General features: G+C 74.0%; 17 protein-coding genes. 8 read left to right on the plus strand and 9 right to left on the minus strand.

Annotated elements, in window-relative coordinates; all coding sequences use genetic code 11:
- Positions 1 to 28 precede the first annotated feature (28 nt).
- The 4 genes from ACFZP7_RS10055 to rsmH all read right to left on the minus strand — a co-directional run bounded on the left by ACFZP7_RS10055 (position 29) and on the right by rsmH (position 5201).
- The gene (locus ACFZP7_RS10055) at positions 29 to 1549 is read right to left on the minus strand and encodes a UDP-N-acetylmuramoyl-L-alanyl-D-glutamate--2,6-diaminopimelate ligase (RefSeq protein ID WP_385638407.1); all 1521 of its coding nucleotides are present in this window, start codon (positions 1547 to 1549) and stop codon (positions 29 to 31) included.
- Positions 1550 to 1742: 193 nt separating this feature from the next.
- A complete protein-coding gene (locus ACFZP7_RS10060; protein ID WP_385634256.1) occupies positions 1743 to 3707 on the minus strand; it encodes a peptidoglycan D,D-transpeptidase FtsI family protein in 1965 nt (654 codons plus the stop codon).
- On the minus strand, positions 3704 to 4228 hold the full coding sequence (locus ACFZP7_RS10065) for a septum formation initiator family protein (protein ID WP_030971976.1): 525 nt from the start codon (positions 4226 to 4228) through the stop codon (positions 3704 to 3706). The genes ACFZP7_RS10060 and ACFZP7_RS10065 overlap by 4 nt, the downstream gene beginning before the upstream one ends.
- 16 nt (positions 4229 to 4244) lie before the next feature.
- Complete coding sequence (rsmH, locus tag ACFZP7_RS10070) at positions 4245 to 5201, minus strand: 16S rRNA (cytosine(1402)-N(4))-methyltransferase RsmH (protein ID WP_385634257.1); 957 nt, start codon at positions 5199 to 5201, stop codon at positions 4245 to 4247.
- Between the two features lie 422 nt (positions 5202 to 5623).
- Between rsmH and ACFZP7_RS10075 the strand changes: the two genes are divergently transcribed.
- The 4 genes from ACFZP7_RS10075 to ACFZP7_RS10090 all read left to right on the plus strand — a co-directional run bounded on the left by ACFZP7_RS10075 (position 5624) and on the right by ACFZP7_RS10090 (position 11226).
- On the plus strand, positions 5624 to 6178 hold the full coding sequence (locus ACFZP7_RS10075) for a carbonic anhydrase (protein WP_223779904.1): 555 nt from the start codon (positions 5624 to 5626) through the stop codon (positions 6176 to 6178).
- Positions 6179 to 6434: 256 nt separating this feature from the next.
- The gene (locus ACFZP7_RS10080) at positions 6435 to 7472 is read left to right on the plus strand and encodes a MoxR family ATPase (RefSeq protein ID WP_037822145.1); all 1038 of its coding nucleotides are present in this window, start codon (positions 6435 to 6437) and stop codon (positions 7470 to 7472) included.
- A complete protein-coding gene (locus ACFZP7_RS10085; protein ID WP_031016993.1) occupies positions 7472 to 8836 on the plus strand; it encodes a DUF58 domain-containing protein in 1365 nt (454 codons plus the stop codon). The genes ACFZP7_RS10080 and ACFZP7_RS10085 overlap by 1 nt, the downstream gene beginning before the upstream one ends.
- Positions 8833 to 11226 carry a DUF3488 and DUF4129 domain-containing transglutaminase family protein gene (locus tag ACFZP7_RS10090; RefSeq protein ID WP_385634258.1) on the plus strand — a complete coding sequence of 798 codons (2394 nt, stop codon included), beginning with the start codon at positions 8833 to 8835 and terminating at the stop codon, positions 11224 to 11226. Before ACFZP7_RS10085 ends, ACFZP7_RS10090 begins: the two co-directional genes overlap by 4 nt.
- Before the next feature lie 399 nt (positions 11227 to 11625).
- On the opposite strand, the gene ACFZP7_RS10095 is transcribed toward ACFZP7_RS10090, so the two are convergent.
- The 3 genes from ACFZP7_RS10095 to ACFZP7_RS10105 form a co-directional block, all read right to left on the minus strand.
- Positions 11626 to 12027: a spore wall synthesis complex protein gene (locus ACFZP7_RS10095; RefSeq protein WP_019327988.1), complete on the minus strand. Its 402-nt coding sequence runs from the start codon at positions 12025 to 12027 to the stop codon at positions 11626 to 11628.
- A 278-nt stretch (positions 12028 to 12305) separates the two neighbouring features.
- A complete protein-coding gene (locus tag ACFZP7_RS10100; RefSeq protein ID WP_210902965.1) occupies positions 12306 to 13133 on the minus strand; it encodes a methyltransferase in 828 nt (275 codons plus the stop codon).
- A gap of 283 nt (positions 13134 to 13416) precedes the next feature.
- Positions 13417 to 14067, minus strand: a complete 651-nt coding sequence (locus tag ACFZP7_RS10105; protein WP_019327986.1) for an SAV_6107 family HEPN domain-containing protein — start codon at positions 14065 to 14067, stop codon at positions 13417 to 13419.
- A gap of 169 nt (positions 14068 to 14236) precedes the next feature.
- On the opposite strand from ACFZP7_RS10105, the gene ACFZP7_RS10110 reads away from it, so the two are divergent.
- The 4 genes from ACFZP7_RS10110 to ACFZP7_RS10125 all read left to right on the plus strand — a co-directional run bounded on the left by ACFZP7_RS10110 (position 14237) and on the right by ACFZP7_RS10125 (position 19899).
- Complete coding sequence (locus tag ACFZP7_RS10110) at positions 14237 to 15151, plus strand: ATP-binding cassette domain-containing protein (protein ID WP_385634259.1); 915 nt, start codon at positions 14237 to 14239, stop codon at positions 15149 to 15151.
- Positions 15123 to 17207 (plus strand): YhgE/Pip family protein, encoded by a 2085-nt coding sequence (locus tag ACFZP7_RS10115; protein ID WP_385634260.1) that lies wholly within the window; start codon positions 15123 to 15125, stop codon positions 17205 to 17207. The genes ACFZP7_RS10110 and ACFZP7_RS10115 overlap by 29 nt, the downstream gene beginning before the upstream one ends.
- Positions 17208 to 17262: 55 nt before the next feature.
- Positions 17263 to 17892: a TetR/AcrR family transcriptional regulator gene (locus ACFZP7_RS10120; RefSeq protein WP_019327983.1), complete on the plus strand. Its 630-nt coding sequence runs from the start codon at positions 17263 to 17265 to the stop codon at positions 17890 to 17892.
- 489 nt (positions 17893 to 18381) lie between these two features.
- Positions 18382 to 19899 (plus strand): NAD(P)/FAD-dependent oxidoreductase, encoded by a 1518-nt coding sequence (locus tag ACFZP7_RS10125; RefSeq protein WP_216881238.1) that lies wholly within the window; start codon positions 18382 to 18384, stop codon positions 19897 to 19899.
- Positions 19900 to 19936: 37 nt separating this feature from the next.
- On the opposite strand, the gene ACFZP7_RS10130 is transcribed toward ACFZP7_RS10125, so the two are convergent.
- Both ACFZP7_RS10130 and metF read right to left on the minus strand, forming a co-directional pair.
- Positions 19937 to 20887, minus strand: coding sequence for a hypothetical protein (locus ACFZP7_RS10130; protein ID WP_385634261.1), 951 nt, complete (start codon positions 20885 to 20887; stop codon positions 19937 to 19939).
- 56 nt (positions 20888 to 20943) lie between these two features.
- Positions 20944 to 21867, minus strand: coding sequence for a methylenetetrahydrofolate reductase [NAD(P)H] (metF, locus tag ACFZP7_RS10135; RefSeq protein ID WP_046250012.1), 924 nt, complete (start codon positions 21865 to 21867; stop codon positions 20944 to 20946).
- Positions 21868 to 21934: the final 67 nt, after the last annotated feature.

Below are 21934 nucleotides of genomic sequence, written 5' to 3' on the forward strand. Positions count from 1 at the left end.
CCCTGGATCAGCTGGATCATTCGGGATCTCATCCCTGGGTCTTCTGAATGGCTTCGCGCAGCACCTGGCGGTCGTCGAAGGGACGGACCACCCCGGCGATGTCCTGGCCCTGCTCGTGGCCCTTGCCCGCGACCAGCACGGTGTCGCCGGGCTCGGCCCGGGCGACGGCCGCGGCGATGGCGGCGGCCCGGTCCTCGAAGACCTGGACCTCGCCGCGCTCGTGGGCGGGCACGGAGGCCGCGCCCTGGAGCATGGTGGCGAGGATCGCGAGCGGGTCCTCGGAGCGGGGGTTGTCGGAGGTCAGTACGGCGGTGTCGGCGAACCGGGCCACCGCGGCGCCCATCGGCTCCCGCTTGGTGGTGTCCCGGTCGCCGCCGCAGCCGAGCACGGCGTGCAGCTTGCCCTCGGTCACCTTGCGCAGGGCGCGCAGGACGGACTCGACGGCGTCGGTCTTGTGGGCGTAGTCGACCACCGCGAGGTACGGCTGTCCCTCGTCCACGCGCTCCAGACGGCCCGGGACGCCCGGGACGGCGGCGATGCCGTCGGCGGCGGTCTGCGGGTCGAGGCCGGCGGCGGCGAGGGCGACGATCGCGGCGAGGGTGTTCGCCACGTTGAAGGGACCGGCCAGCGGCGACTTGGCGGCGATCCGCTCGCCCTTGGGCCCGAGCACGGTGAACGTCGAGTCCAGCGGTCCGACCTCGACCTCGTCGGCGCGCCAGTCGGCGTCCGGGTGGCCCTCGGCGGAGTAGGTGACGACGGGGACGGTGGCCTCGTCGGCGAGGCGGCGCCCGTACTCGTCGTCCACGTTGACCACGCCGAGCTTGCTGCGTTTCGGCGTGAAGAGCTGGGCCTTGGCCTGGAAGTAGTCCTCCATGCCGGAGTGGAACTCCATGTGCTCCGGGCTGAGGTTGGTGAAGACCGCGACGTCGAAGACGCAGGCGTCGACGCGGCCGAGCACCAGGGCGTGGCTGGAGACCTCCATGGCGACCGCCTCGGTGCCGCGCTCGCGCATCACCGCGAACAGGGCCTGGAGGTCGGTGGCCTCGGGCGTGGTGCGCTCGGACTTGATGCGCTCGTCGCCGATGCGCATCTCGACCGTGCCGATCAGGCCGGTCGTGCTCGCCGTGCGCAGACCGCCCTCGACGAGGTAGGCGGTGGTGGTCTTGCCGGAGGTGCCGGTGATGCCGATCTGGAGCAGGTCGCGGCCGGGGTGGCCGTAGATCGTGGCCGCCAGCTCGCCCATCCGCGCGCGCGGGTCGTCGACGACGAGCGCCGGCAGACCGGTGGCGGCGACGCGTTCCGCGCCGGCCGGGTCGGTCAGCACGGCGGCGGCGCCGAGACCGGCGGCCTGGGTGACGAAGTCGGCGCCGTGGGCGCGGGCTCCGGGGAGGGCGGCGTACAGGTCACCGGGGCGGACGGCGCGCGAGTCGTGGGTGATGCCCGTGACCCCCGCGGTGCTGTCCGGAGCGGTGACACCCAGCTGGTCGGCGAGTTCCGCGAGGGGTGTGGCGGAGTTCCGCACCGGCCGGGGCGGTCCCGGGTAGGTCACGGGGTGGCCCTTCTGGGTGGTTTGGGACTGATCAGCGTGTGGCACGGCGGTGAGCGTACCGGGCGTGGCCGCCTCCGGGCGAAGTGAGGTGCGGGCGCTGCCCTGGTTCCCGGGGTCGGGGGTGATCGTTGTCACGGGTGGTTCCTGGTGGCTCGGTACTGCGTCGGCGCCGGCTCGGAGGGGCCCGGCGGGGTCAGGGTTTGAAGGTGACCGGCAGGTTCGCGGGGGCGGCACCGGTCGGCGGGACCTGGAGGGTCTTCAGGGCGAACTCCATGACCTGCTTGTAGATGGGGCCGCAGATCTGGCCGCCGAAGTAGCTGCCCTCCGTCGCGTTCTGGATGGCGCAGTAGACGGTGACGCGGGGCTTGTCGGCGGGGGCGAACCCGGCGAAGGACGAGGTGTACCCCTTGTACTGCCCGGTGGCCGGATCCACTCGGTTGGCCGTGCCGGTCTTGCCCGCCACGCGGTAGCCGGGGATACGGGCCTTGGTGCCGGTGCCCTCCTCGTCGTCGACCACGGACTCCAGCATCCGCGCGAGGGTCTTCGCGGTCTTCTCGCTGATGACGCGGGTCTTCTCGGGCTCCGGAGCCGGGGTGAAGCGACCGTCGTCGCCCTTGGTGCCGCGCACGAGCGTGGGTTCGACGCGGACGCCGCCGTTGGCGATGGTCGAGTAGATGGAGGCCGCCTGGAGCGCGTTGATGGAGACGCCCTGGCCGAAAGGGATCGTGTACTGCTGCGAGGTCGACCACTGCTCGGGCGGTGCGAGGATGCCCTTGGTCTCGCCGGGGAAGCCGAGCCCGCTGTAGCCGCCGAGGCCGAACTTGCGCATGTAGGAGTAGAGCACCTTGTTGGCCTCGGCCTGGGTCTTGCCCAGCTCGCCGGTGGCCATGATGGTGCCGATGTTGCTGGACTTGGCCAGCACGCCGTTGAGCGTGAGGTACCAGGTCGGGTGGTCGACGTCGTCCTTGAAGAGCCGGTCGCCGCGCTTGAGCCGGTTGGGCACGGTGATGTGGGTCATCGGCGTGGCGGCGTTCTCCTCCAGTACGGCCGCCATCGACAGCACCTTGGCGGTGGAGCCGGGTTCGAAGGCGTCCTGGAGGGCGGCGTTGCCCAGCGCGTCCGGGTCGGCGTGGGCGAGGTCGCCGGGGTCGAAGCCGGGCGAGTTGGCCATGGCGAGGATCTCGCCGGTGGCGGTGTCCTGGACGATGACGTAGCCGCCGTCCGCCTTGGACTTCTCCACCTGCTCGCTGATGGCGTGCTGCGCCGCCCACTGGATGTCGCGGTCGATGGTCAGCTCGACGTCGCTGCCCGGCACGGCGGGTGTCTCGGTGGAGCCGGCGGTGGGCACCTGGCGGCCGCCGGACTGGGCGTAGCGGATCTTGCCGTCCTCGCCGGCCAGCGTCTTGTCCAGCTGCCGCTCCAGGCCGCCGCCGCCCTTGCCGTCGGCGCCGACCCAGCCGAGGATGGCGGCGGCGAGGTCGCCGCCCGGGTAGACGCGCTTGCTGCTGGGGTCGGCGAAGACGCCCGCGAGGACGTTGACCACGGACTTGTCCGTCTCCGCCTTCTTGGTGAGCGCGGTCTTCAGGTCCTTGATCTGGTTCCAGACCTGAGGGGTCTGCCGCCGGGCGAGGCGGACGTAGCGCAGCTCCTCGTTCTCGGGGCGGAGCTGGGCGACCAGGTCCTTCTGCTCCGCGCCGAGGATCGGCGCGAGGAGGGCCGCGGCCTGCTCGGGGCCGTCGCCGATCTTCAGCTGCTCACGGGTGAACATCGTGGGGTCGGCGGTGATGTCGTAGGCGTCCACGGTGGACGCGAGGGCCACGCCGTTGCGGTCGGTGATGCCGCCGCGCTCGGCGGGCAGGGTGTGGACGACGTAGCGGTTCTGCTCGGCCTTGGCGGTGTAGGTGCCGGCGTCGACGGCCTGCACCTGGAGCAGCCGTACGACGAAGGCGGTCATCACCAGGGTCAGCGCGAGGCCGATCAGGCGCAGGCGCGGGCGGGGGCTGCCCAGCCGGAGGGCGGGCGCGGCCGGCCTGGGCGGTCCCGGCCTGCGGGCGGGCCGCGCGCCGGGACCGGGCTGCCGCCGGCCGCCGGGGCGGACGGGCCTCGCGGGTCCGGGCACGCGGCGGCGCGGCGGTTCCCTGTCGGACACTTCCGTCACCTGCCGGGGGTCGGGGTCGGGGTGGGCGTCGCCGCGGTGGTGGGGGTGGCCGCCGTACCGGGGGCCGGGGCGGACGGGTCACCGCCCGCGGAGGCGGTGGCGGGCGGCGCGGTCAGTGCCTCGGGGGCGACGACCAGCGGGGTGGCCGGGGTGGGCGCGGGGCCGGGTGAGCCCTTGACGGTGCCGTCGGGAGCGAGGAAGGCGGGATCACCGCCGGGCACCATGCCCAGCTCGCGGGCGCGACGCTGGAGGGCGCGGGGGGCGGAGTAGGCGTCGATGTCCCGCTGGAGCGCCTGCTCCTCGTCGGTCAGCTCCTTGGTCTGCTGCTTGAGGTCGTCCAGCTGGAACGAGCCCTCGCTCAGCGCGGAGTTGAGGACGAGGAGCCCGATGAGGCCGCCGCCGAGGAGGACGGCCACCAGGAGGACGAAGGGGGCCCGGGCGGCCTGGCCGCGGTTGCTCCCGGGCGGGAAGAGCTTGGCCAGCCGGGCCGCCCGCCCCTTCAGTTCGGGTTTCCGGCTCATCGGACCTCCCCCTGCCTCACTCGACGTCCTCCCTGATGCGCTCGGCTCCGCGCAGCCGTGCCGGTGCCGCTCGCCGGTTCTCGGCGATCTCCTCCTCGGTGGGAAGTTCGGCACCACGGGTGAGCAGCTTGAGCCGGGGCGCGTAGCGTTCGGGGACGACCGGGAGTCCCGGCGGCGCGGTGTTGGCGGCGCCGGCCGCGAACACCTGCTTGACCAGGCGGTCCTCCAGGGAGTGGTACGACAGCACGGCGATCCGCCCGCCGACGCCGAGCGCCTTCACGGCCGCCGGAACGGCCCGCTCCAGGACGGACAGCTCGCCGTTGACCTCGATCCGCAGGGCCTGGAAGGTGCGCTTGGCCGGGTTGCCGCCGGTGCGCTTGGCGGCCTGCGGCAGGGCCGCGCGGATCAGCTCCACGAGCCGCGCGCTGGTGCCGAACGGCTCCTTCTCGCGCTCGCGGACGATCGCGGACACGATCCGCTTGGCCTGCTTCTCCTCGCCGTACGCCCGCAGGATGCGGACCAGTTCGCCCGGCGGGTAGGTGTTCAGGACCTCGGCGGCGCTCATGCCGGTGCTCTGGTCCATGCGCATGTCGAGCGGGGCGTCCTGGGCGTAGGCGAAGCCGCGGTCGGCCTCGTCGAGCTGCATCGAGGAGACGCCGAGGTCGAAGAGGACGCCCTGGACGCGGGGGACGCCGAGCCGGTCGAGCACGTCGGGCAGCTCGTCGTAGACGGCGTGCACCAGGGTGGCGCGCTCTCCGTACGGGGCGAGCCGCTCGCCGGACAGGCGCAGGGCCTCCTTGTCCCGGTCGAGGGCGATCAGCCGGGCCTCGGGGAAGCGGGCGAGGAGCGCCTCGCTGTGTCCGCCGAGTCCCAGCGTGCAGTCGACGACCACGGCACCCGGCTCGGTCAGGGCGGGCGCCAGCAGGTCCAGGCACCGCTGGAGCATCACCGGGACGTGTCGACTCTGGCTCAAGTGGGACGGCCTCTCAGGTCCGGCACGGCGTCACGCACCGCCGGGTCCCCTCCCGCTCGCTCGTGAAGGGGAGTCCTGCCGGCGCCGGAAGCGTCGGCCGGCCGGGAGCGGGAGGAGGCCGAGCCGTACGTACGCGCCGCGCACGTGGGGAGATCTGGTGGGACTTCGCCCAGGTCTCCGGGGTTTTCAGTCCAGCGGGGAGAGCCTCGCCTCCCGCTTCGCGTCACTTTAGTCCACCCTGTCGCCCGGTCAATCAACCGGCCTGCGCGTCGCGGGTGCGGGCGCGCACGAATCGCCGCGAGGCGGTACTTCACCCGCACGGAGGCGGCCGTGCGGGTCTGTGCGGTGGCTCACAGCGCGCCGTGATGACGTTCTTTGTCCGTCTTCTCGGGGGGTACGGAGCGAGGCTGACCAGTAACGTCATGGTTATGACGACTTCCGCATCGGTTTCCGCCGACGGGCAGGGCGCGCCCGCCGGCGACGGCACTGTCACAGACCGGCTCGTCGAGGCGAACGAACGCTACGCCGCCGCGTTCACGGACCCCGGGATGGACGCCCGCCCCGTCCAGCGCGTCGCCGTCGTGGCCTGCATGGACGCCCGACTCGACCTGCACGCCGCGCTCGGCCTCAACCTGGGTGACTGCCACACCGTCCGCAACGCGGGCGGCGTCGTCACCGACGACGTGATCCGTTCGCTCACCATCAGCCAGCGGGCGCTCGGTACGCGCAGCGTGGTCCTCATCCACCACACCAACTGCGGCATGGAGTCCCTCACCGAGGAGTTCCGGCACGACCTGGAGCTGGAGGTCGGCCAGCGCCCCGCCTGGGCGGTCGAGTCCTTCCGGGACGTCGACCAGGACGTGCGGCAGTCGATCGAACGGGTGCGCACCTCGCCCTTCCTGCCGCACACCGACGACGTGCGCGGTTTCGTCTTCGACGTGAAGACGGGACGGCTGCGCGAGGTCTCCCCCGCCTGACCGGCCGCCCGTTCGTCGGCCGCCGGCGCGGCAAGCACCCAAAGGCCGTAAGGCACGACATATCGCGGCCAGTTGTCCACAGGCGAGTGACACGAATCGGTAACGGCGGCAAGAATGCGGGAAGTGGTGTCGTGCGGAACTATTTCCGCCCGGCATCCGTGATTCGGGGTGGGCCGGTCCGCGGTACGGGCCGGTCCGGCAAGTTGGGGTACCCCCGCTCCCCCGGGGAGCGCGGGGAAAGGCCGAGGAGGGCCGGGTGACGACCTATGACGATCGAGCGAGCCTCACTGATCTGACCGCTGTGGTCGAGCGCGTGCGCGGTTCGGTGGAGGACGTGATCGAGGGCAAGCCCGAGGTCGTACGGCTCTCCCTGACCGTGCTGCTCGCCGAGGGACACCTGCTGATCGAGGACGTCCCGGGAGTCGGCAAGACCATGCTGGCCAAGGCGCTGGCGCGGTCCATCGACTGCTCCGTGCGCCGTATCCAGTTCACGCCCGACCTGCTGCCCTCGGACATCACCGGGGTGTCCATCTGGGACCAGCAGCGCCGGGACTTCGAGTTCAAGCCGGGCGCGATCTTCGCCCAGGTGGTGATCGGCGACGAGATCAACCGCGCCTCGCCGAAGACGCAGTCGGCGCTGCTGGAGTCGATGGAGGAGCGCCAGGTCACCATCGACGGGCAGAGCTACGAGCTGCCCAGCCCCTTCATGGTGGTGGCGACGCAGAACCCGGTCGAGATGGAGGGCACCTACCCGCTGCCGGAGGCGCAGCGCGACCGCTTCATGGCCCGGGTCTCCATCGGCTACCCGAGCCCGGACGCCGAGCTGCAGATGCTCGACGTGCACGGCGGGGTGAACCCGCTGGACGACCTGCAGCCGGTGGCGCACGCGGACGAGATCCTGAAGCTGATCGAGGCGGTCCGGGGCGTCCACGTCGCCGACCCGGTCCGGCGCTACGCCGTCGACCTGGTCGCCGCCACGCGCACCCACCCGGACCTCAGACTCGGCGCCTCGCCGCGCGCCACGCTGCATCTGCTGCGCGCGGCGAAGGCGTCCGCCGCCCTGAGCGGCCGGGAGTACGCGCTGCCGGACGACGTGCAGGCCCTCGCGGTCGCCGTCCTGGCCCACCGCCTGCTGCCCACCGCCCAGGCCCAGCTGGCCCGCCGCAGCGCCGAGCAGGTGGTCCAGGAGATCCTGCAGCGCACCCCGGTGCCCGCGGCCCCCCAGCAGCAGCCGGGCTACGGCATGGGCCACGGCGCGCCGGCGTACGGCCGGCAGACACCGCGGAGGCTGTGATGGACGCCGGGGGGACGGACCGGTCGACGGAGGACGGGGGTCGGGGCGGCGGCATCCGCACCGCCCTGACCGGCCTGACCACCCGTGGGCGCTCCTTCCTCGCCGCCGGGATCGCGGCCGCGGTCTGCGCCTACGTCCTCGGGCAGAGCGACCTGCTCCGCGTCGGCCTGCTGCTGGGAGCGCTGCCCCTGATCTGCGCGACCGTGCTGTACCGCACGCGCCACCAGGTGGCGGGCAGCCGCCGGCTGTCCCCCGGGCGGGTGCCCGCGGGCAGCGAGGCCCGGGTCCACCTGCGCGTCGACAACGTCTCGCGGCTGCCCACCGGTCTGCTGATGCTCCAGGACCGGGTCCCCTACGTGCTGGGACCGCGGCCCCGGTTCGTCCTCGACCGGGTGGAGCCGGGCGGGCGCCGCGAGGTCTCCTACCGGGTCCGCTCGGACCTGCGCGGCCGCTATCCGCTGGGCCCGCTGCAACTGCGCCTGACCGACCCGTTCGGCCTGTGCGAGCTGACCCGCTCCTTCTCCACCTACGACACCCTGACCGTGACCCCGCGGGTGGAGGCGCTGCCGCCGGTGCGGCTGAGCGGGGAGGCGAAGGGGTACGGCGAGGGGCGGCAGCGGTCGCTCGCGCTGGCGGGCGACGACGACGTGATCCCCCGCGGGTACCGCTACGGCGACGACCTGCGCCGCGTGCACTGGCGGTCCACCGCGCGGTACGGCGAGCTGATGGTGCGCCGGGAGGAGCAGCCCCAGCGCGCCCGCTGCACGGTGCTGCTGGACACCCGGGGCGTGGCCTTCGACGGCGCGGGCCCGGACTCGGCCTTCGAATGGGCGGTGTCGGGCGCGGCGTCCGTGCTGGTGCACATGCTGGAGCGGGGCTTCTCGGTCCGGCTGCTCACGGACAGCGGGGACTCGGTCCCCGGTGAGGGCGCCGACGGCTTCGCGGGCGCGAGCCAGGGCACGGCCGACGCGGCCGGCCTGATGATGGACACCCTCGCGGTGATCGACCACTCCGACGGTACGGGCCTGTCCCGGGCCTACGACGTGCTGCGCGGGGGGAACGAGGGGCTGCTGGTGGCCTTCTTCGGCGACCTGGACGAGGAGCAGGCGACGGTGGTGGCCAAGATGCGCCGACGCAGCGGCGGCGCGCTCGCCTTCGTCCTGGACGGCGAGAGCTGGGACCGGGAACCGGTCGGCGCGCCCCGTCCGTTGGACAGGAGCGAGGAACGGCTGCGGATGCTCCGCGAGGCCGGCTGGACCGCCGTGCGCGTTCCCAGGGGCACCTCCCTGGAGGAGCTGTGGCGCCTGGCCGACCGCGAGCGCACCGGCCTCACGGCGACGAGCGGCGGGGAGGGCGCGCGATGAGCGGGCGGGCGCGGTTGGCGTTGTGTGCTTGGGCGGCCACGCTGATGACGTCGTGCGCGCTGCTGCCCCTGGTCGACCCGGCGACCTGGATCCTCCAGGCCGCTCTGCTGCTGGCGGCGCAGTCCGGGGTGGGAGCGGCCGCCCGCCGGGTCCCGCTGGCCCGGCCGCTGACCGTCGCCGCGCAGGCCCTGGTCACCCTGATGCTCCTGACCCTGGTCTTCGCCCGGCAGCAGGCGCTCGCCGGGCTGATCCCCGGCCCGCAGGCGTTCCAGCGCTTCGCCGAGCTGCTGCGGCAGGGCGGCGACGACATCGCCCGGTACGCCATCCCGGCCCCGCTGGAGTCCGACGGCATCCGTCTGATGCTGGTCGGCGGCGTCCTGGTGATCGGCCTGCTGGTGGACACCCTGGCGGTGACCTTCCGCAGCGCCGCCCCGGCCGGACTGCCGCTGCTGGCCCTCTACTCGGTGGCCGCGGGACTGTCCGAGGGCGGTACCGACTGGCTGTGGTTCCTGGTGGCCGCGGCCGGCTATCTGATGCTGCTCCTCGCCGAGGGGCGTGACCGGCTCTCCCAGTGGGGCAGGGTCTTCGGCGGCGCACCGCGCGGCCCCGGCCCGGAGCGGAGCGGCGGCGCGGTCGCCCCGGTGCGCACCGGGCGGCGTATCGGCGCCTTCGCCCTGGGCATCGCCCTGGTGGTGCCCCTCGCCCTGCCCACGATGAACGGCGGGCTGCTGGACAGCGCCGGCACCGGCGTCGGCTCCGGCACCGGGGGCGGCGGCACCATCTCCGCGGTCAACCCCCTCGTCTCCCTGCGCGACAGCCTCAACGTCGACGAGAACCGCCAGGTCCTCTCCCTGGAGACCGACTCGGCCGACCTGTCGAACCTGTACCTGCGCATCGTGTCCCTGGACGACTTCGACGGCACCACCTGGAAGCCGTCCAAGCGGCACATCACGGCGGTGCCGGACGACGCCTTCCCCACCCCGGTCGGCCTCGGCCCCGGCGTCAAGCGCGAGGAGATCCGGACCACGGTCTCGGCCGCCGACTGGTACGCCCAGGACTGGCTGCCGATGCCGTATCCGCCGAGCGGCGTCCGCGTCCCGGGCAACTGGCGGTACGAACCGGTGGGCATGACCCTGGTCGGCGACCACGGCCAGAACACCCGCGGTCTCTCGTACCAGGTCCGCAGCCTCAACGTGCTGCCGACGGCGGAGCAGCTGGCCGCGGCACCGCAGCCCCCGGCGGCGCTGAAGCGGGAGTACACGGCGCTGCCGGACTCCCTGCCCGACGTGGTCTCCCGGACCGCCCGCGACGTCACCGCGGGCGCGGCCAATCCGTACGAGCAGGCGGTCAAGCTCCAGGAGTACTTCGCGCTCAACGGCGGTTTCGAGTACGACACCCAGGTCAAGGTCGGCAGCGGTTCGCAGGCGATCGCCCGCTTCCTGAGGGACAAGCAGGGCTTCTGCGTCCACTTCTCCTTCGCGATGGCGGCGATGGCCCGCTCCCTGGGCATTCCGGCCAGGGTGGCGGTCGGCTTCGCGCCGGGCTCCCCGCAGGCGGACGGCTCGGTGTCGGTGGGGCTGCGGGACGCGCACGCCTGGCCGGAGGTGTACTTCGAGGGCGTGGGCTGGACCCGGTTCGAGCCGACGCCGACGCGTGGATCGACGCCGTCGTACACCGTGACGGACACGCCGGGCAACGCCGTGCCCGACCCCGCCCTGCCGTCCCGGAACGCGCAGACGGAGCCGTCGACCGCCCCTTCGGCCAGCGAGAGCTGCACGGCCGAGCTGAAGAAGGTGGAGGGGTGCGCGAGCGAGTCCGCGGCGGCCGTGCCGGTGTCGGGCGGGAGCGGGCCGAAGTGGTACGCGGTCCTCGCCTGGGTCCTCGGCGGGCTGGCGGTGCTGCTGGTCCCGCTGGCCCCGATGCTGTGGCGGCTGCGCGCCCGGTCGGTGCGGCTGGGCGCGCACGGCCGCTCGGAGGCGGACGCGGCTCCGCACACGCTGGCGGTCTGGCAGGAACTGACCGACACGGCCTGGGATCTCGGCATCCCGCCCCAGGAGTCGCAGACCCCGCGCAGGGCGGCGGCCCGGATCGTCCGGCTCGGACATCTGGAGCCCGACGCCGCGGCGGCGGTGCACCGGGTGGCCGACGCCGTGGAGCAGGTCCTCTACGCTCCCCGGCCGCGTCTCACCGCCGGCCTCACCGAGGACGTCCACCGGGCGAGCGCCGGTCTGCGGGCCGGAGTCGGACGCCGTACGCGGTCGCGCGCACTGTTCGCCCCGCGTTCGGCCGTACGGGTGGCCTGGGCGCTGTCGGCCCGCTGGACGGCCGTCAAGCGACGGGCGGCGGCGGCACGGCCGACGCTGCGGAAGGCGTCGGGCCAGCAGGGCTGAGCCGACCCGCGTACGCCGGGCCACGGGCACGGCCGCTGGGCCCGGGCTCGGCCACCGAGCCTCGGGCACGGCCGTCGGAGCCCAAGGCCGAGGGCCCGGAGCCCAGGGGCCCGGGCGACGACCGGCTGGAGAGGGCGGCATCGGCGCGTGGGCGTCGCTGCGGCCCCCGCTGGGTTCTCCCGGTCGTGGGCGGCGGTAGGACGGCGGCCCAGCGGCTCGGACGTCCCGGACGGTCCAGCGGCCTGCGGGACCCGGCCGGACCGGTGTCCGCAGGGCCCGGCGGCTCCAGCAGCGGCCCCATGCGCCAGGTAGGCGCCGACCCGCGCGCACGTGTGAGGGGTGACCACCGATCGGTGGTCACCCCTCACACGGATGTCCTGGTGAGCAGGTTGCCCGCGGCTACTGACCGCCCTGCTGCTCGTCCCGGCGCCGCTGCCAGCGCTCGTCGATGCGGTCCATCATCGAGCGTTTCTGCCTTCCCTGGCGGCGCGCCTGTGGTCCGGCACCCGCCGCGGGCTGCTCGCCCGGCTTCGGGGCCTTGCGCCAACCGGTCACGGCGAGCACCGCGCAACCCAGCATGACGAGGAATCCCACCACACTGAGCCAGACCTGCTGGGCGACCATACCGGCCATGAGGAGCGCAATACCTACGAGGAAGCCCGCGACCGCCTGGTAGACCCGTCGCCGGGTGTACGTACGCAGCCCGCTTCCCTCGAGCGCTGTCGCGAACTTGGGATCTTCGGCGTACAGCGCTCGCTCCATCTGCTCGAGCATGCGCTGCTCGTGCTCCGAGAGCGGCACGGAGTCCTCCTCATCGTGCAGTCGCCGGGGCGACCCGGGGGGGTCCCTTCAGGATAGGCAGGGAATCGCCCCCGTGAAACCCGCCCCTCTACGCCAATTGGCCAACCGGTTTCCGTCATGGCCGTGCCGGCTCGCTGAAGTTCCCATTCCCCAGCGGCCGACCCGTCATGCCGGGCGGTCTCCCTCGATCATACGGCGACTGGCCCCCGTTCGGGGGGCCTGTGGCGTACTCCATGTGCAGCCGCGTCCCTGATCAGGGCCGTACCCCGCCGGGTGACTCAGACCTCTTCGGCCCCTCGTGCCTCACCGAGCACATGGAGCTGGGTGGCCACGGAGTGGAAGGCGGCGAGTTCGGCGGCCGCGGCCTCCAGCTTCAGCAGCGCCTCCATGGCACCGGGCTCGGTGTCCACCAGGACCCCGGGCACGAGGTCGGCGAAGACCCGGACGCCGTGCACGGCACCCACCCGCAGGCCCGCGGACTCGACCAGACCGGTGAGCTGGTCGGCGGTGAACCGGCGCGGCACGGGGTCGCCGTCGCCCCAGCGGCCGTCCGGGTCGTCGAGGGCGTGCCGGGCCTCCGTGAAGTGCCCCGCCAGGGCGCGCGCGAGCACGGCACCGCCGAGGCCCGCGGCGAGCAGGCTGAGGACGCCCTCGGGGCGCAGCGCCGCGACCACGTTGCGCACGCCTTCGGCGGGGTCGTCCACGTACTCCAGGACGCCGTGGCAGAGCACGGCGTCGTAGCCGCCGCGCTCGACCACGTCGAAGAGGCCGCGGGCGTCTCCCTGCACGCCGCGCACCCGGTCGGCGACACCGGCCTCGGCGGCGCGGCGCTCCAGCGCGAACAGGGCGTTGGGGCTCGGGTCGACGACGGTGACGCGGTGGCCGAGGCGGGCCGCGGGCACCGCGAAGTTGCCGCTGCCGCCGCCGGTGTCCAGGACGTCCAGCGCCTGGCGGCCCGTGGCCTTGACCCTGCGGTCCAGGGCCTCCTGGAGGACGTCCCAGACCACGGCGGTCCTCAGGGCGGCGCGGGAACGGGACGGCTCGGAGCGCGGCGACGCCGGGTGGGGACGGTGGGGGGAGACGGGCGGGCGCATCGGGTCCGACACGGCAGTTGACTCCTCGGCGCGGCACCGCCTCGGGCACGGGCGGAGCGAACGGGCTGCCGCCCCGGACCGGGAGCGGGACGGGGCAGGCTTCAGGCGTCTCCCACCCTATTGCCTCCGGTTCGCCCGCCGGTCACCCGTACCGGCCCGGTCACCGGTCCCGTCCGGTCGCCCCCACCGGCCCGGTCACCCGCACCGGCGCGGTCCAAGCACCGGCGCGGTCACGAACACCGCGCCGGTCACCGCACCGGTCGGCCCGCCGGGACGCCCCCCTCCCGTCCGGCGCTCACCCCGCGTCCGGCAGCCGCCGGTCACCCGGCTCCTCCCCCGGGCGGCTCGGACGATCGCTCTCCGGCCGGTCCGCGCCGGAGGTGCCGGGGGTGCCCGGGCCACCCGGACCCGGGGCGCCCGGGTCGGAGCCGTCCGCGTCGGAGCGGGGCTGGGGCAGCACCGGCTGGAGGGCCAGCATCCGCTCCACGAGGCGCAGGAACATCGCCACGTCGCGTATCAGGTCGTCGGCGTCCCGGCTGCCCGCGGCTCCCTGGATGCCCGCCTCGGCGCGGGCCCGGCGTCCCGCGCCCGAGGCGAACAGCGCGCTCCAGTCGGCGAGCTCGGGCGCGATCTCGGGCAGCACCTCCCAGGCGCTGCGGATGCGGGCGCGGGCCCGCGGGGTGGTCTCGGGCCGGCCCCGGGCGGCGAGCACGGCGGCGGCCGTGCGCAGGGCGGCGAGATGGGCGGTGGCGTACCGCTCGTTCGGCGTCTCGAGAACGGTGGCCTCCTCCAGGCCGGCCCGCGCCTGGGCGAGCAGGTCGAGGGCGGCCGGCGGGGCGGTCGTCCGGCGGAGCACGGGGTGCACGTCGCTCGCCGGGCCGGTCAGTGAGGGTGCAGGGCCGGCTGCGCGACGCCGCCGGGCGGCGGCTGCGGACGAGTGGGCCATGACGATCCTCCTGTCGTCTCCGTGACGACACGCTCGGTGACGAGGTGCCGTATGTGCCCATCGTGAGGTATGCCACTGACAATCCGTTCTGACCTGCGCTTTTGCCTCGCTCGTAGGTTCGGGTTAATTTTTGCACTGACCAGTCAGTTCAAAAGAGGGGTGAGGCGGCGTGGACGGTCCGCACGGGCTGGCGGTGACGGCCCGGGACTTCGGGCTGAGGGGGCCACGCGGCTGGGCGTTCCGGGACGTCCGCGTCGACGCCGGACCGGGCTCGCTGATCGCGGTGGCGGGTCCGTCCGGCTCGGGCCGCACCTGTCTGCTGCTCGCGCTCACCGGACGGATGCGGCCGACCGACGGCACGGCGACCGTGGGCGGGCTGCGGCTCCCCCGGCAGATGTCCGCCCTGCGCCGGATCAGCGCTCTCGCGCACGTGCCGGGCGTCACCGATCTCGATCCGGCCCTGACCGTGGCCGAGCACCTGCGGGAGCGGGCGCTGCTGCAACGCCGCTTCGGCGCCTCGGCGCGCGACCTGCTGCGCCCGCGCGCGGAGCGGGCGGCGAAGGCTCGGCTGCTGGCCGACACGGCGCTTTCCGCGGCCGGCCTCGACCCGGAGACCCTGCCCAAGGGGCTCCGTACCGCCGTACGGGACCTGGAGCGCACCGAGGCGCTGCGGCTGTCGATCGCCCTGGCCCTGGCCGGCCGTCCCCGCCTGCTCGGTGTCGACGACGCCGACCTCAAGCTGTCGGCCGCCGAGCGGGAGGAGATCTGGTCGCTGCTGGCGTCGATCGCGGCGTCCGGCACGACCGTGGTGGCGGTGTGCGGCGAGGCGCCCGGGGACGCCGTGACCGTCTCCACGCGGCCGGACACCGCGCCGCGGACCGCGCCGGACACCGCGACCGACGGCGGCCGCGAAGCCGGCGACGACGGCGACGACGGTGAAGGCAGCGCAGTCGACGAAGACGGCGACGACGGCGACGACACGGCCGACACGGCCCACAGCGACACCCGCCGCGAGGACACGGACCACACCGACGACGTGACGGAGGAGGCTGCCGGTGCGCTCGCCGAGACTGGCCGCGCTTGAGCTGAGGCGCTTCGGGCGCGGACGCCTGCCCCGGGCCGCCCTGGTGGCCCTGCTGTTGCTGCCCCTGCTCTACGGCGCCCTGTACCTGTGGTCGTTCTGGGACCCGTACGGCCGTCTGGACCGCGTCCCGGTGGCGCTGGTGAACGACGACCGGGGGGCCACCGCGGACGGCCGCAGGCTCGCCGCGGGCGACGACATCGCCGAGGGGCTGCGCGAGAGCGAGGTGTTCGACTGGCACGAGGTGAGCGCCGCCGAGGCCCGGCGCGGCGTCGAGGACGGCACGTACTACCTGTCGCTCACCATGCCCGCGGACTTCAGCCGGCGCATCGCCTCCGGCGCGGGCGACTCGCCGCGGGCCGGCGCCCTCCAGGTCCGTACGAACGACGCCAACAACTACATCGTGGGGCAGATCTCGCGGACGGTCTTCGCCGAGGTGCGCGAGGCCGCGTCCGGCAAGGCGTCGCGGGCGTTCCTCGACCGGATCTTCGTCTCCTTCTCCGACATCCACGGCGAGACCGTGAAGGCGGCGAAGGGCGCGGACGAGATCAAGGGCGGCGTCGGAAAGGCGGAGAAGGGCTCGAAGGACCTCGCCGACGGGCTCGAGGACGCCGAGGACGGCAGCGGCGACCTGTCCGAGGGGCTGAAGAAGCTCGACACGAAGGCGGGTGACCTGGAGAAGGGCTCGAAGCGGGTCGCCGACGGCACGGAGAAGCTCGCCGGCAAGGTCAACGGAGCGGCCGACCGGGTGGGCCCCTTCCTGGAGGACAACGAGAAGACCATCGGAGAGACGGCCCGGTTCGTCGCCGACTCCTCCGGGGCGCTCCGCGAGAACCTGGACTCCCTGGTGAAGAAGGCCCCGGCCGCCGCCGAGGACGCCCGGAGCCAGGCGGACGCGTTGGCCGGGGTGTACCGGACGCGCTGCGCGGACCCGGCGCTGCCCGACGCCGCCTGCCCCGACCTGGAGAAGGCCCGGGACGCCGCCGCCACCGTGGCGACGGTCGCCGACGACGTCAGCGGCCTGGTCACCGACCGCGAGAAGGAGCTGAAGAAGCTCGACAAGAACCTGGCGGCCCTGGAGAAGCAGGCCCAGGCCCTCGCCGAGCGCGCCCCGAACCTCTCCGAGGACCTGGACGACGCCGTCAAGAAGATCAACGAACTGAACACGGGCGCCGGGAAGGTCGCCGACGGCGCCGAGAAGCTCCACAAGGGCATCGGCACGGCCAAGACCGGCGCGAAGGACCTGGACGAGGGTGTCGGCAAGCTCCGCACCGGCGCCGACGACCTCAACGGCGGGCTGTTCAAGCTGGTGGACGGCTCCGCGAAGCTGGCCGGCGGCCTGCACGACGGGGCCGGCAAGATCCCCGACTACGACGAACACGAGCGGGACGCGCGCACCGGGGTGATGGCCGACCCGGTCCGGCTCGCCTCCGAGTCCCTGCACCGGGCGCCCAACTACGGCACCGGCTTCGCCCCGTACTTCATCCCGCTCTCCCTGTGGGTGGGCGCCATGGTGGCGTACATGCTGATCCCGCCGATGAACCGGCGGGCGCTCGCCGCGGGGGCGTCGGCCTGGCGGATCGCGCTCGCGGGCTGGCTGCCGGTGGTGGCGCTCGGGGTGCTGCAGACGGCGGCCCTGATGGCGGTGCTGCACTGGGCGGTCGGTCTGGAGATGGTCCGGGCGGCCGGGACGGTGGGCTTCCTGTGCCTGGTGACGGCGTGCTTCGCGGCGATCGTGCAGTGGCTGAACGCCCGCTTCGGGGCGGCCGGCCGCATCCTGGTCCTGGCGCTGCTGATGCTCCAGCTGACGTCGGCGGGCGGCACGTACCCCGTGCAGACCAGTCCGGGCTTCTTCAACGCGCTGCACCCGTTCCTGCCGATGAGCTACGTCGTCGAGGCCCTCAGAAGGCTGATCACGGGCGGCGGGACGGCACCGGTGTGGCAGGCGTGCGCGGTGCTCGCGGCCTTCACCGCGGCGGCCCTCGCGCTGACCGCCCTGTCGGCCCGCCGCCGGCAGGTGTGGACGCTGGACCGGCTGCACCCGGAGCTGACCCTGTGACCCGCACGGGCCCTGCGGTGACACGGCCGGCGAGGGTGCTGTGACAATCGGGACCATGGAAAGCAGCAGCGCCACCTCGCACGGCAGCAGCCGCCGCGAGGCCACCCGGCAGAAACTCTACGAGGCGGCCGTCACCCTCATCGCCGAGCAGGGCTTCTCCGCCACCACCGTGGACGAGATCGCCGAACGCGCCGGGGTCGCGAAGGGCACGGTGTACTACAACTTCGCCAGCAAGTCCGTCCTCTTCGAGGAGCTGCTGCGGCACGGTGTCGGTCTGCTGACCGCGTCCCTGCGCGAGGCGGCCGAGCGGACGGCCCGCGAGGGCCGGGGCCGGGTCGACGCGCTGGACGCGATGATCCGCGCGGGGCTCGTCTTCATCGACCGCTACCCGGCCTTCACCCAGCTGTACGTGGCGGAACTGTGGCGCACCAACAGAGCCTGGCAGTCCACGCTGCTGGTGGTCCGGCAGGAGGCCGTCGCGGTGGTGGAGGGCGTGCTGCGCGACGGCGTGGCCAGCGGTGAGTTCAGCGACGAGATCGATGTGCCGCTGACCGCCGCCGCGCTGGTCGGCATGGTCCTGGTGGCCGCGCTGGACTGGAAGTCGTTCCAGCCGGAGCGCTCCCTGGACGACGTGCACGCGGCCCTGTCCCGGCTGCTCCAGGGCCGGGTGAGCGGCCGCCCCTGAGGCGCCGTGCGCGGCCGGGCGGGCCGGTCGCGCACGAAGAACGCCGGCCCGTGGCGGCCGCGTCCCCCGCGGGCCGCCGTCGGACCGGCGCCTTCTCCTGCTCCCCCGTACGTCCCCCCGTCGGAACCCCCGTTTCCGGTCGTTCCCCCGGGTTCCCCCGTGCCTCGCTCCCGCCGACCGCGGCCGGCGGAAGGAGCGGATCGCGGGCCCGGCTCCGCTCCGGCGCCCCGTGTCGCCGGTGCCGGAGCCGTGCCCCTCTCCGTGCCTCCACTCTCTCGTCGCGGCGGGTCCCGCCCCATCCGCGCGGGTACTCATCTGGCGGGGTAGGTACGGGTACTCACACCTGCGCACCCCGGCCCACGGCGGCGGCCGGCCGACCGGTCACGCGCGCGTCCGCCGCGGTACTCACCCGGCGCCCCGCACCTGCCGTCCCCCCGTGCGGCGGCCCCTCGGCCGGGACCGTCGCGGGTGGCGGATAAAGTCGCCGGCATGGCACGGATTGCGGTGATCGGCGCCGGGACGGGCGCGATGGCGGCCGCCGCCCGGCTGGCCGTAGCGGGCCACCGGGTGGTGGTGTACGAGCGGACGGCGACGTACGGCGGAGCCCTCGGGCGCTTCGAGCGGGACGGGTTCTCCTTCGACACCGGTCCCGGTCTGCTGCCGCTGCCCGCCGTCTGGCGCGATCTGTTCGTCAAGACCGGCAAGGAGCCGCTGGAGTCCTGCGTCGAGCTGGTGCAGGTCGATCCGAGTGTCCGGCACGTGTTCGCGGACGGCACCGAGGTCGCGCTGCCGAACGCCTCGCGGGCCGGCGTCCTCGCCGCCCTGGACGCCGCGCTCGGCGCGGACGCCGGGAGGCGCTGGGGCGACTTCCTGGTGCGGGCCCGGGAGACCTGGGACCGCACGCGCCGCCCGCTCCTGGAGGAGCCGCTGTGGCCGAACTGGGAGGTGCTGGCCGAGCGCGAGCCCTATCCCGCGGTCCCGCACAAGCGGCTGCTGCGCACCCGCCGGGCCGGGACGCTCGCCGAGGTCGGTGCCTGGGAGCTGCGGGACGCCCGGCTCGCCGCCCTGCTGGAGAGCCACGCGCTCGCCCACGGCCTCGACCCCCGGACCGCCCCGGCCAACGCCGCGGTGCTGCCGTACATGGAGTACGCGTTCGGCATGTGGTACGTGCGCGGTGGCGGTCTGCGGGAGCTGGCCCGGGCGGTGTACGAGCGGTGTCTGGCCCGCCGGGTCGAGTTCCGCTTCGGCGCCGAGGTCACGGGGATCGTCGAGAAGGACGGCCGGGTGGCGGGCGTGGAGCTGGCCGAGGGCGGCGTCGCCGAGGCCGAGTTCGTCGTCGCGGGGGTGGCGCCCGGGGTGCTGGAGCGCCTGTGCGGCGGCTCACCGGTGCGGGGCGACGGGGAGGTCCCGGCGCGGCGCGACGGGGCGAGCCGGCTGACGGTGCTGCTGGCGCTGCGGGGCGGCCGGCCGCCGGGGACGGCGCACCGGACGGTGGTGCACGCGGAGGACCGCGAGGCCGAGCTGGACGCCCTGTTCGGGCCGGCGGCCCGGGCTCCCGAGCAGCCGACCGTCACGGTGCTGCGGCCGGACGACCCCGCGCTGGTCCCGGACGCGGACCACGAGGCGGTCACCGTGACCTCGGTGGTGCCCGCGGGCGGCGGGGCGTCCGCCGAGGAGGCCGAGGAGTACGAAGTCCACGCCGGGCGCCTGGTCCGGGCCGCCGAGCGTGCCGTACCCGGCCTGCGCGACCGCATCCTGTGGCAGGAGGTGCGCACCCCGGCCGACGTCGCGGCGGCGACGGGGGTGGCGGACGGCGCGGTGCCGGCGCCGGCGCTGGCGGCGGCCGGCGGTCGTCTGCTGCACCCGGCGAACGGCACGCGCACGCAGGGGCTGTTCACGGTCGGCGGCTGGTCGCACCCCGGCGGAGGGCTGCCGCACGCCGGCATGTCGGGCGCGCTGGTCGCCGGACTCGTCGTGGAGGGGCCCCAGTTCCGGGGCTCCCAGTGAGCGGCGGGCGACCGGTTCCCGGCCGCCCGAGGGACCGTCAGTAGCGGTACTGCTCGTCGTAGCCCTGCGGCTGGGCGTCGCCCTGGTACGGGTAGGGCTGCTCCGGCGGGAGTTCGCCGCCGTAGGGGTCGTCGGTGCTGCGCTGCTGCGGTACCCAGACCCCGCCGGCCGGGGTCTCGCCGTAGCCGCCGGTGGTGCCGGTGGCGTACTGGTCCTGGCCGTAGCCCTGCGGGTGACCGTGGCCCTGCCCGCCCGCCGTGTCGTAGCCGCCGGTGTCGTACGACGTCCCGCCGTAGGTGTGGGTGCCGATGTACGGGTCGGAGTAGGCGGCGTACTGCTGGCCCCCGGCGTCGTAGCCGTAGCCCTGCGGGGCGTGGCCCGGGTAGTCGTAGGCGTAGGACGGGTCGGCGCCGTGCGCGGCCGGCTGCTGGCCGGCCGCGTAGCCGGTGTCGCCGTAGACGCCGTAGGAACCGGTGTCGTCGGGCATGGGCTGGGGTTCGTAGACGGCCGTGGTCTCCGCCGCGCCGGGGTCGACCGGGCGGGCCGGGGTGAAGACGTCGTCGCGGTCGTAGTCGTCGTGGCCGTAGGAGAGGCCGTCGTGGCCCGCTCCCCGGCTCCGCGCGCCGTCGTCGTAGGGGTCGGGACCGGGGTCGGCCGCCTCCAGGCCGGAGACCTCCAACGTCGGTTCCCGGCGGCCGCGTTCGGGACGGGCGCGCCTGCCGACCAGGCTCGCCGGGGCGTTGACCGCCCAGCCGGCCTCGAAGCCGCGGCGGAAGGACAGCGTCACGTAGGTCTGGCCGACCGCGAAGGCGGCGGCGCCCAGCCCGATGACGATCACGTTGGACAGCAGCACACCGGCGACGACACCGGCGAAGCCGCCGAAGGCGAGCAGCCGCCAGCGCAACCGCGCCTTGTACTGCAGCAGCACCTCCCCGAGCAGCCACAGCGCGACGATGCCGAACGCGATGTAGAGGACCGTCCAGCCCATGTACGCCCCTCTCCCAGTGGCCGCAACGCAGTGTGTCGTAAGTATGTGCGGCCGGTCTAGGCCCGCGGTGGGTGGTGCAGGCCCAGGTTCTCGTAGATTTCCAGCGTCGCCGTGGAGTTGTTGAGCGTGATGAAGTGCAGTCCGGGGACACCCTCGTCCAGCAGCCGCGCGCAGAACTCCGTGGCGAAGTCGATCCCGATCGAGCGTACAGCCGCCGGATCGTCCTTGGCCGCGAGGATGCGCTCTTTCAGCTCGGCAGGGAACGACGCGTTGCTGAGCTTCGGCAACCTCTCCAGCATCTTCACACTGGTCACCGGCATGATCTCCGGGATGACCGGGGTGTCGCAGCCGGCCGCGGCGACGCGGTCGCGCAGGCGCAGGTACGACTCGGGCTGGAAGAACATCTGGGTGATGGCGTAGTCGGCGCCGGCCCGGCACTTGTCGACGAAGCGCGCCACGTCGGTGTCCCAGTCGGCGGAGCGCGGGTGCATCTCGGGGAAGGCCGCGACGCCGACGCAGAAGTCGCCGGACTCCTTGATGAGTTCGACGAGTTCGGCCGCGTAGGTCAGACCCTGGGGGTGCGGGACCCACTCGCCCATCGGGTCGCCGGGCGGGTCGCCGCGCACGGCCAGCATGTTGCGGATCCCGGCGTCGGCGTACTGGCCGATGATGTTGCGCAGCTCCGCGACCGAGTGGTTGACCGCGGTGAGGTGGGCGACGGGCGTCAGCGTGGTGTCGGCGACGATCTGCTGGGTCTCCTTGACCGTGCCCGCGCGCGTGGAACCGCCGGCGCCGTAGGTGACGGAGACGAAGTCCGGGGCGACCGCCTCGACCCGCCTCAGCGCGCTCCACAGGTTCTTCTCGCCCTTGGGCGTCTTCGGCGCCGAGAACTCGAACGAGTACGTCGTCTTGCCGGCGGCGAGGATGTCACGCACGGTGCGCGCGCGATCAGTCCTGGTGGATGCGGTTCCGAGGGCCATACGGGCAGGTTAGCCAGGGGGTGGCGGTCCCCCAACCGGATGCGGGATTTTTGTCCGTATTGTCGAG

Source organism: Streptomyces sp. SudanB5_2050 (assembly GCF_964272335.1).
GTDB lineage: Bacteria > Actinomycetota > Actinomycetes > Streptomycetales > Streptomycetaceae > Streptomyces > Streptomyces rochei.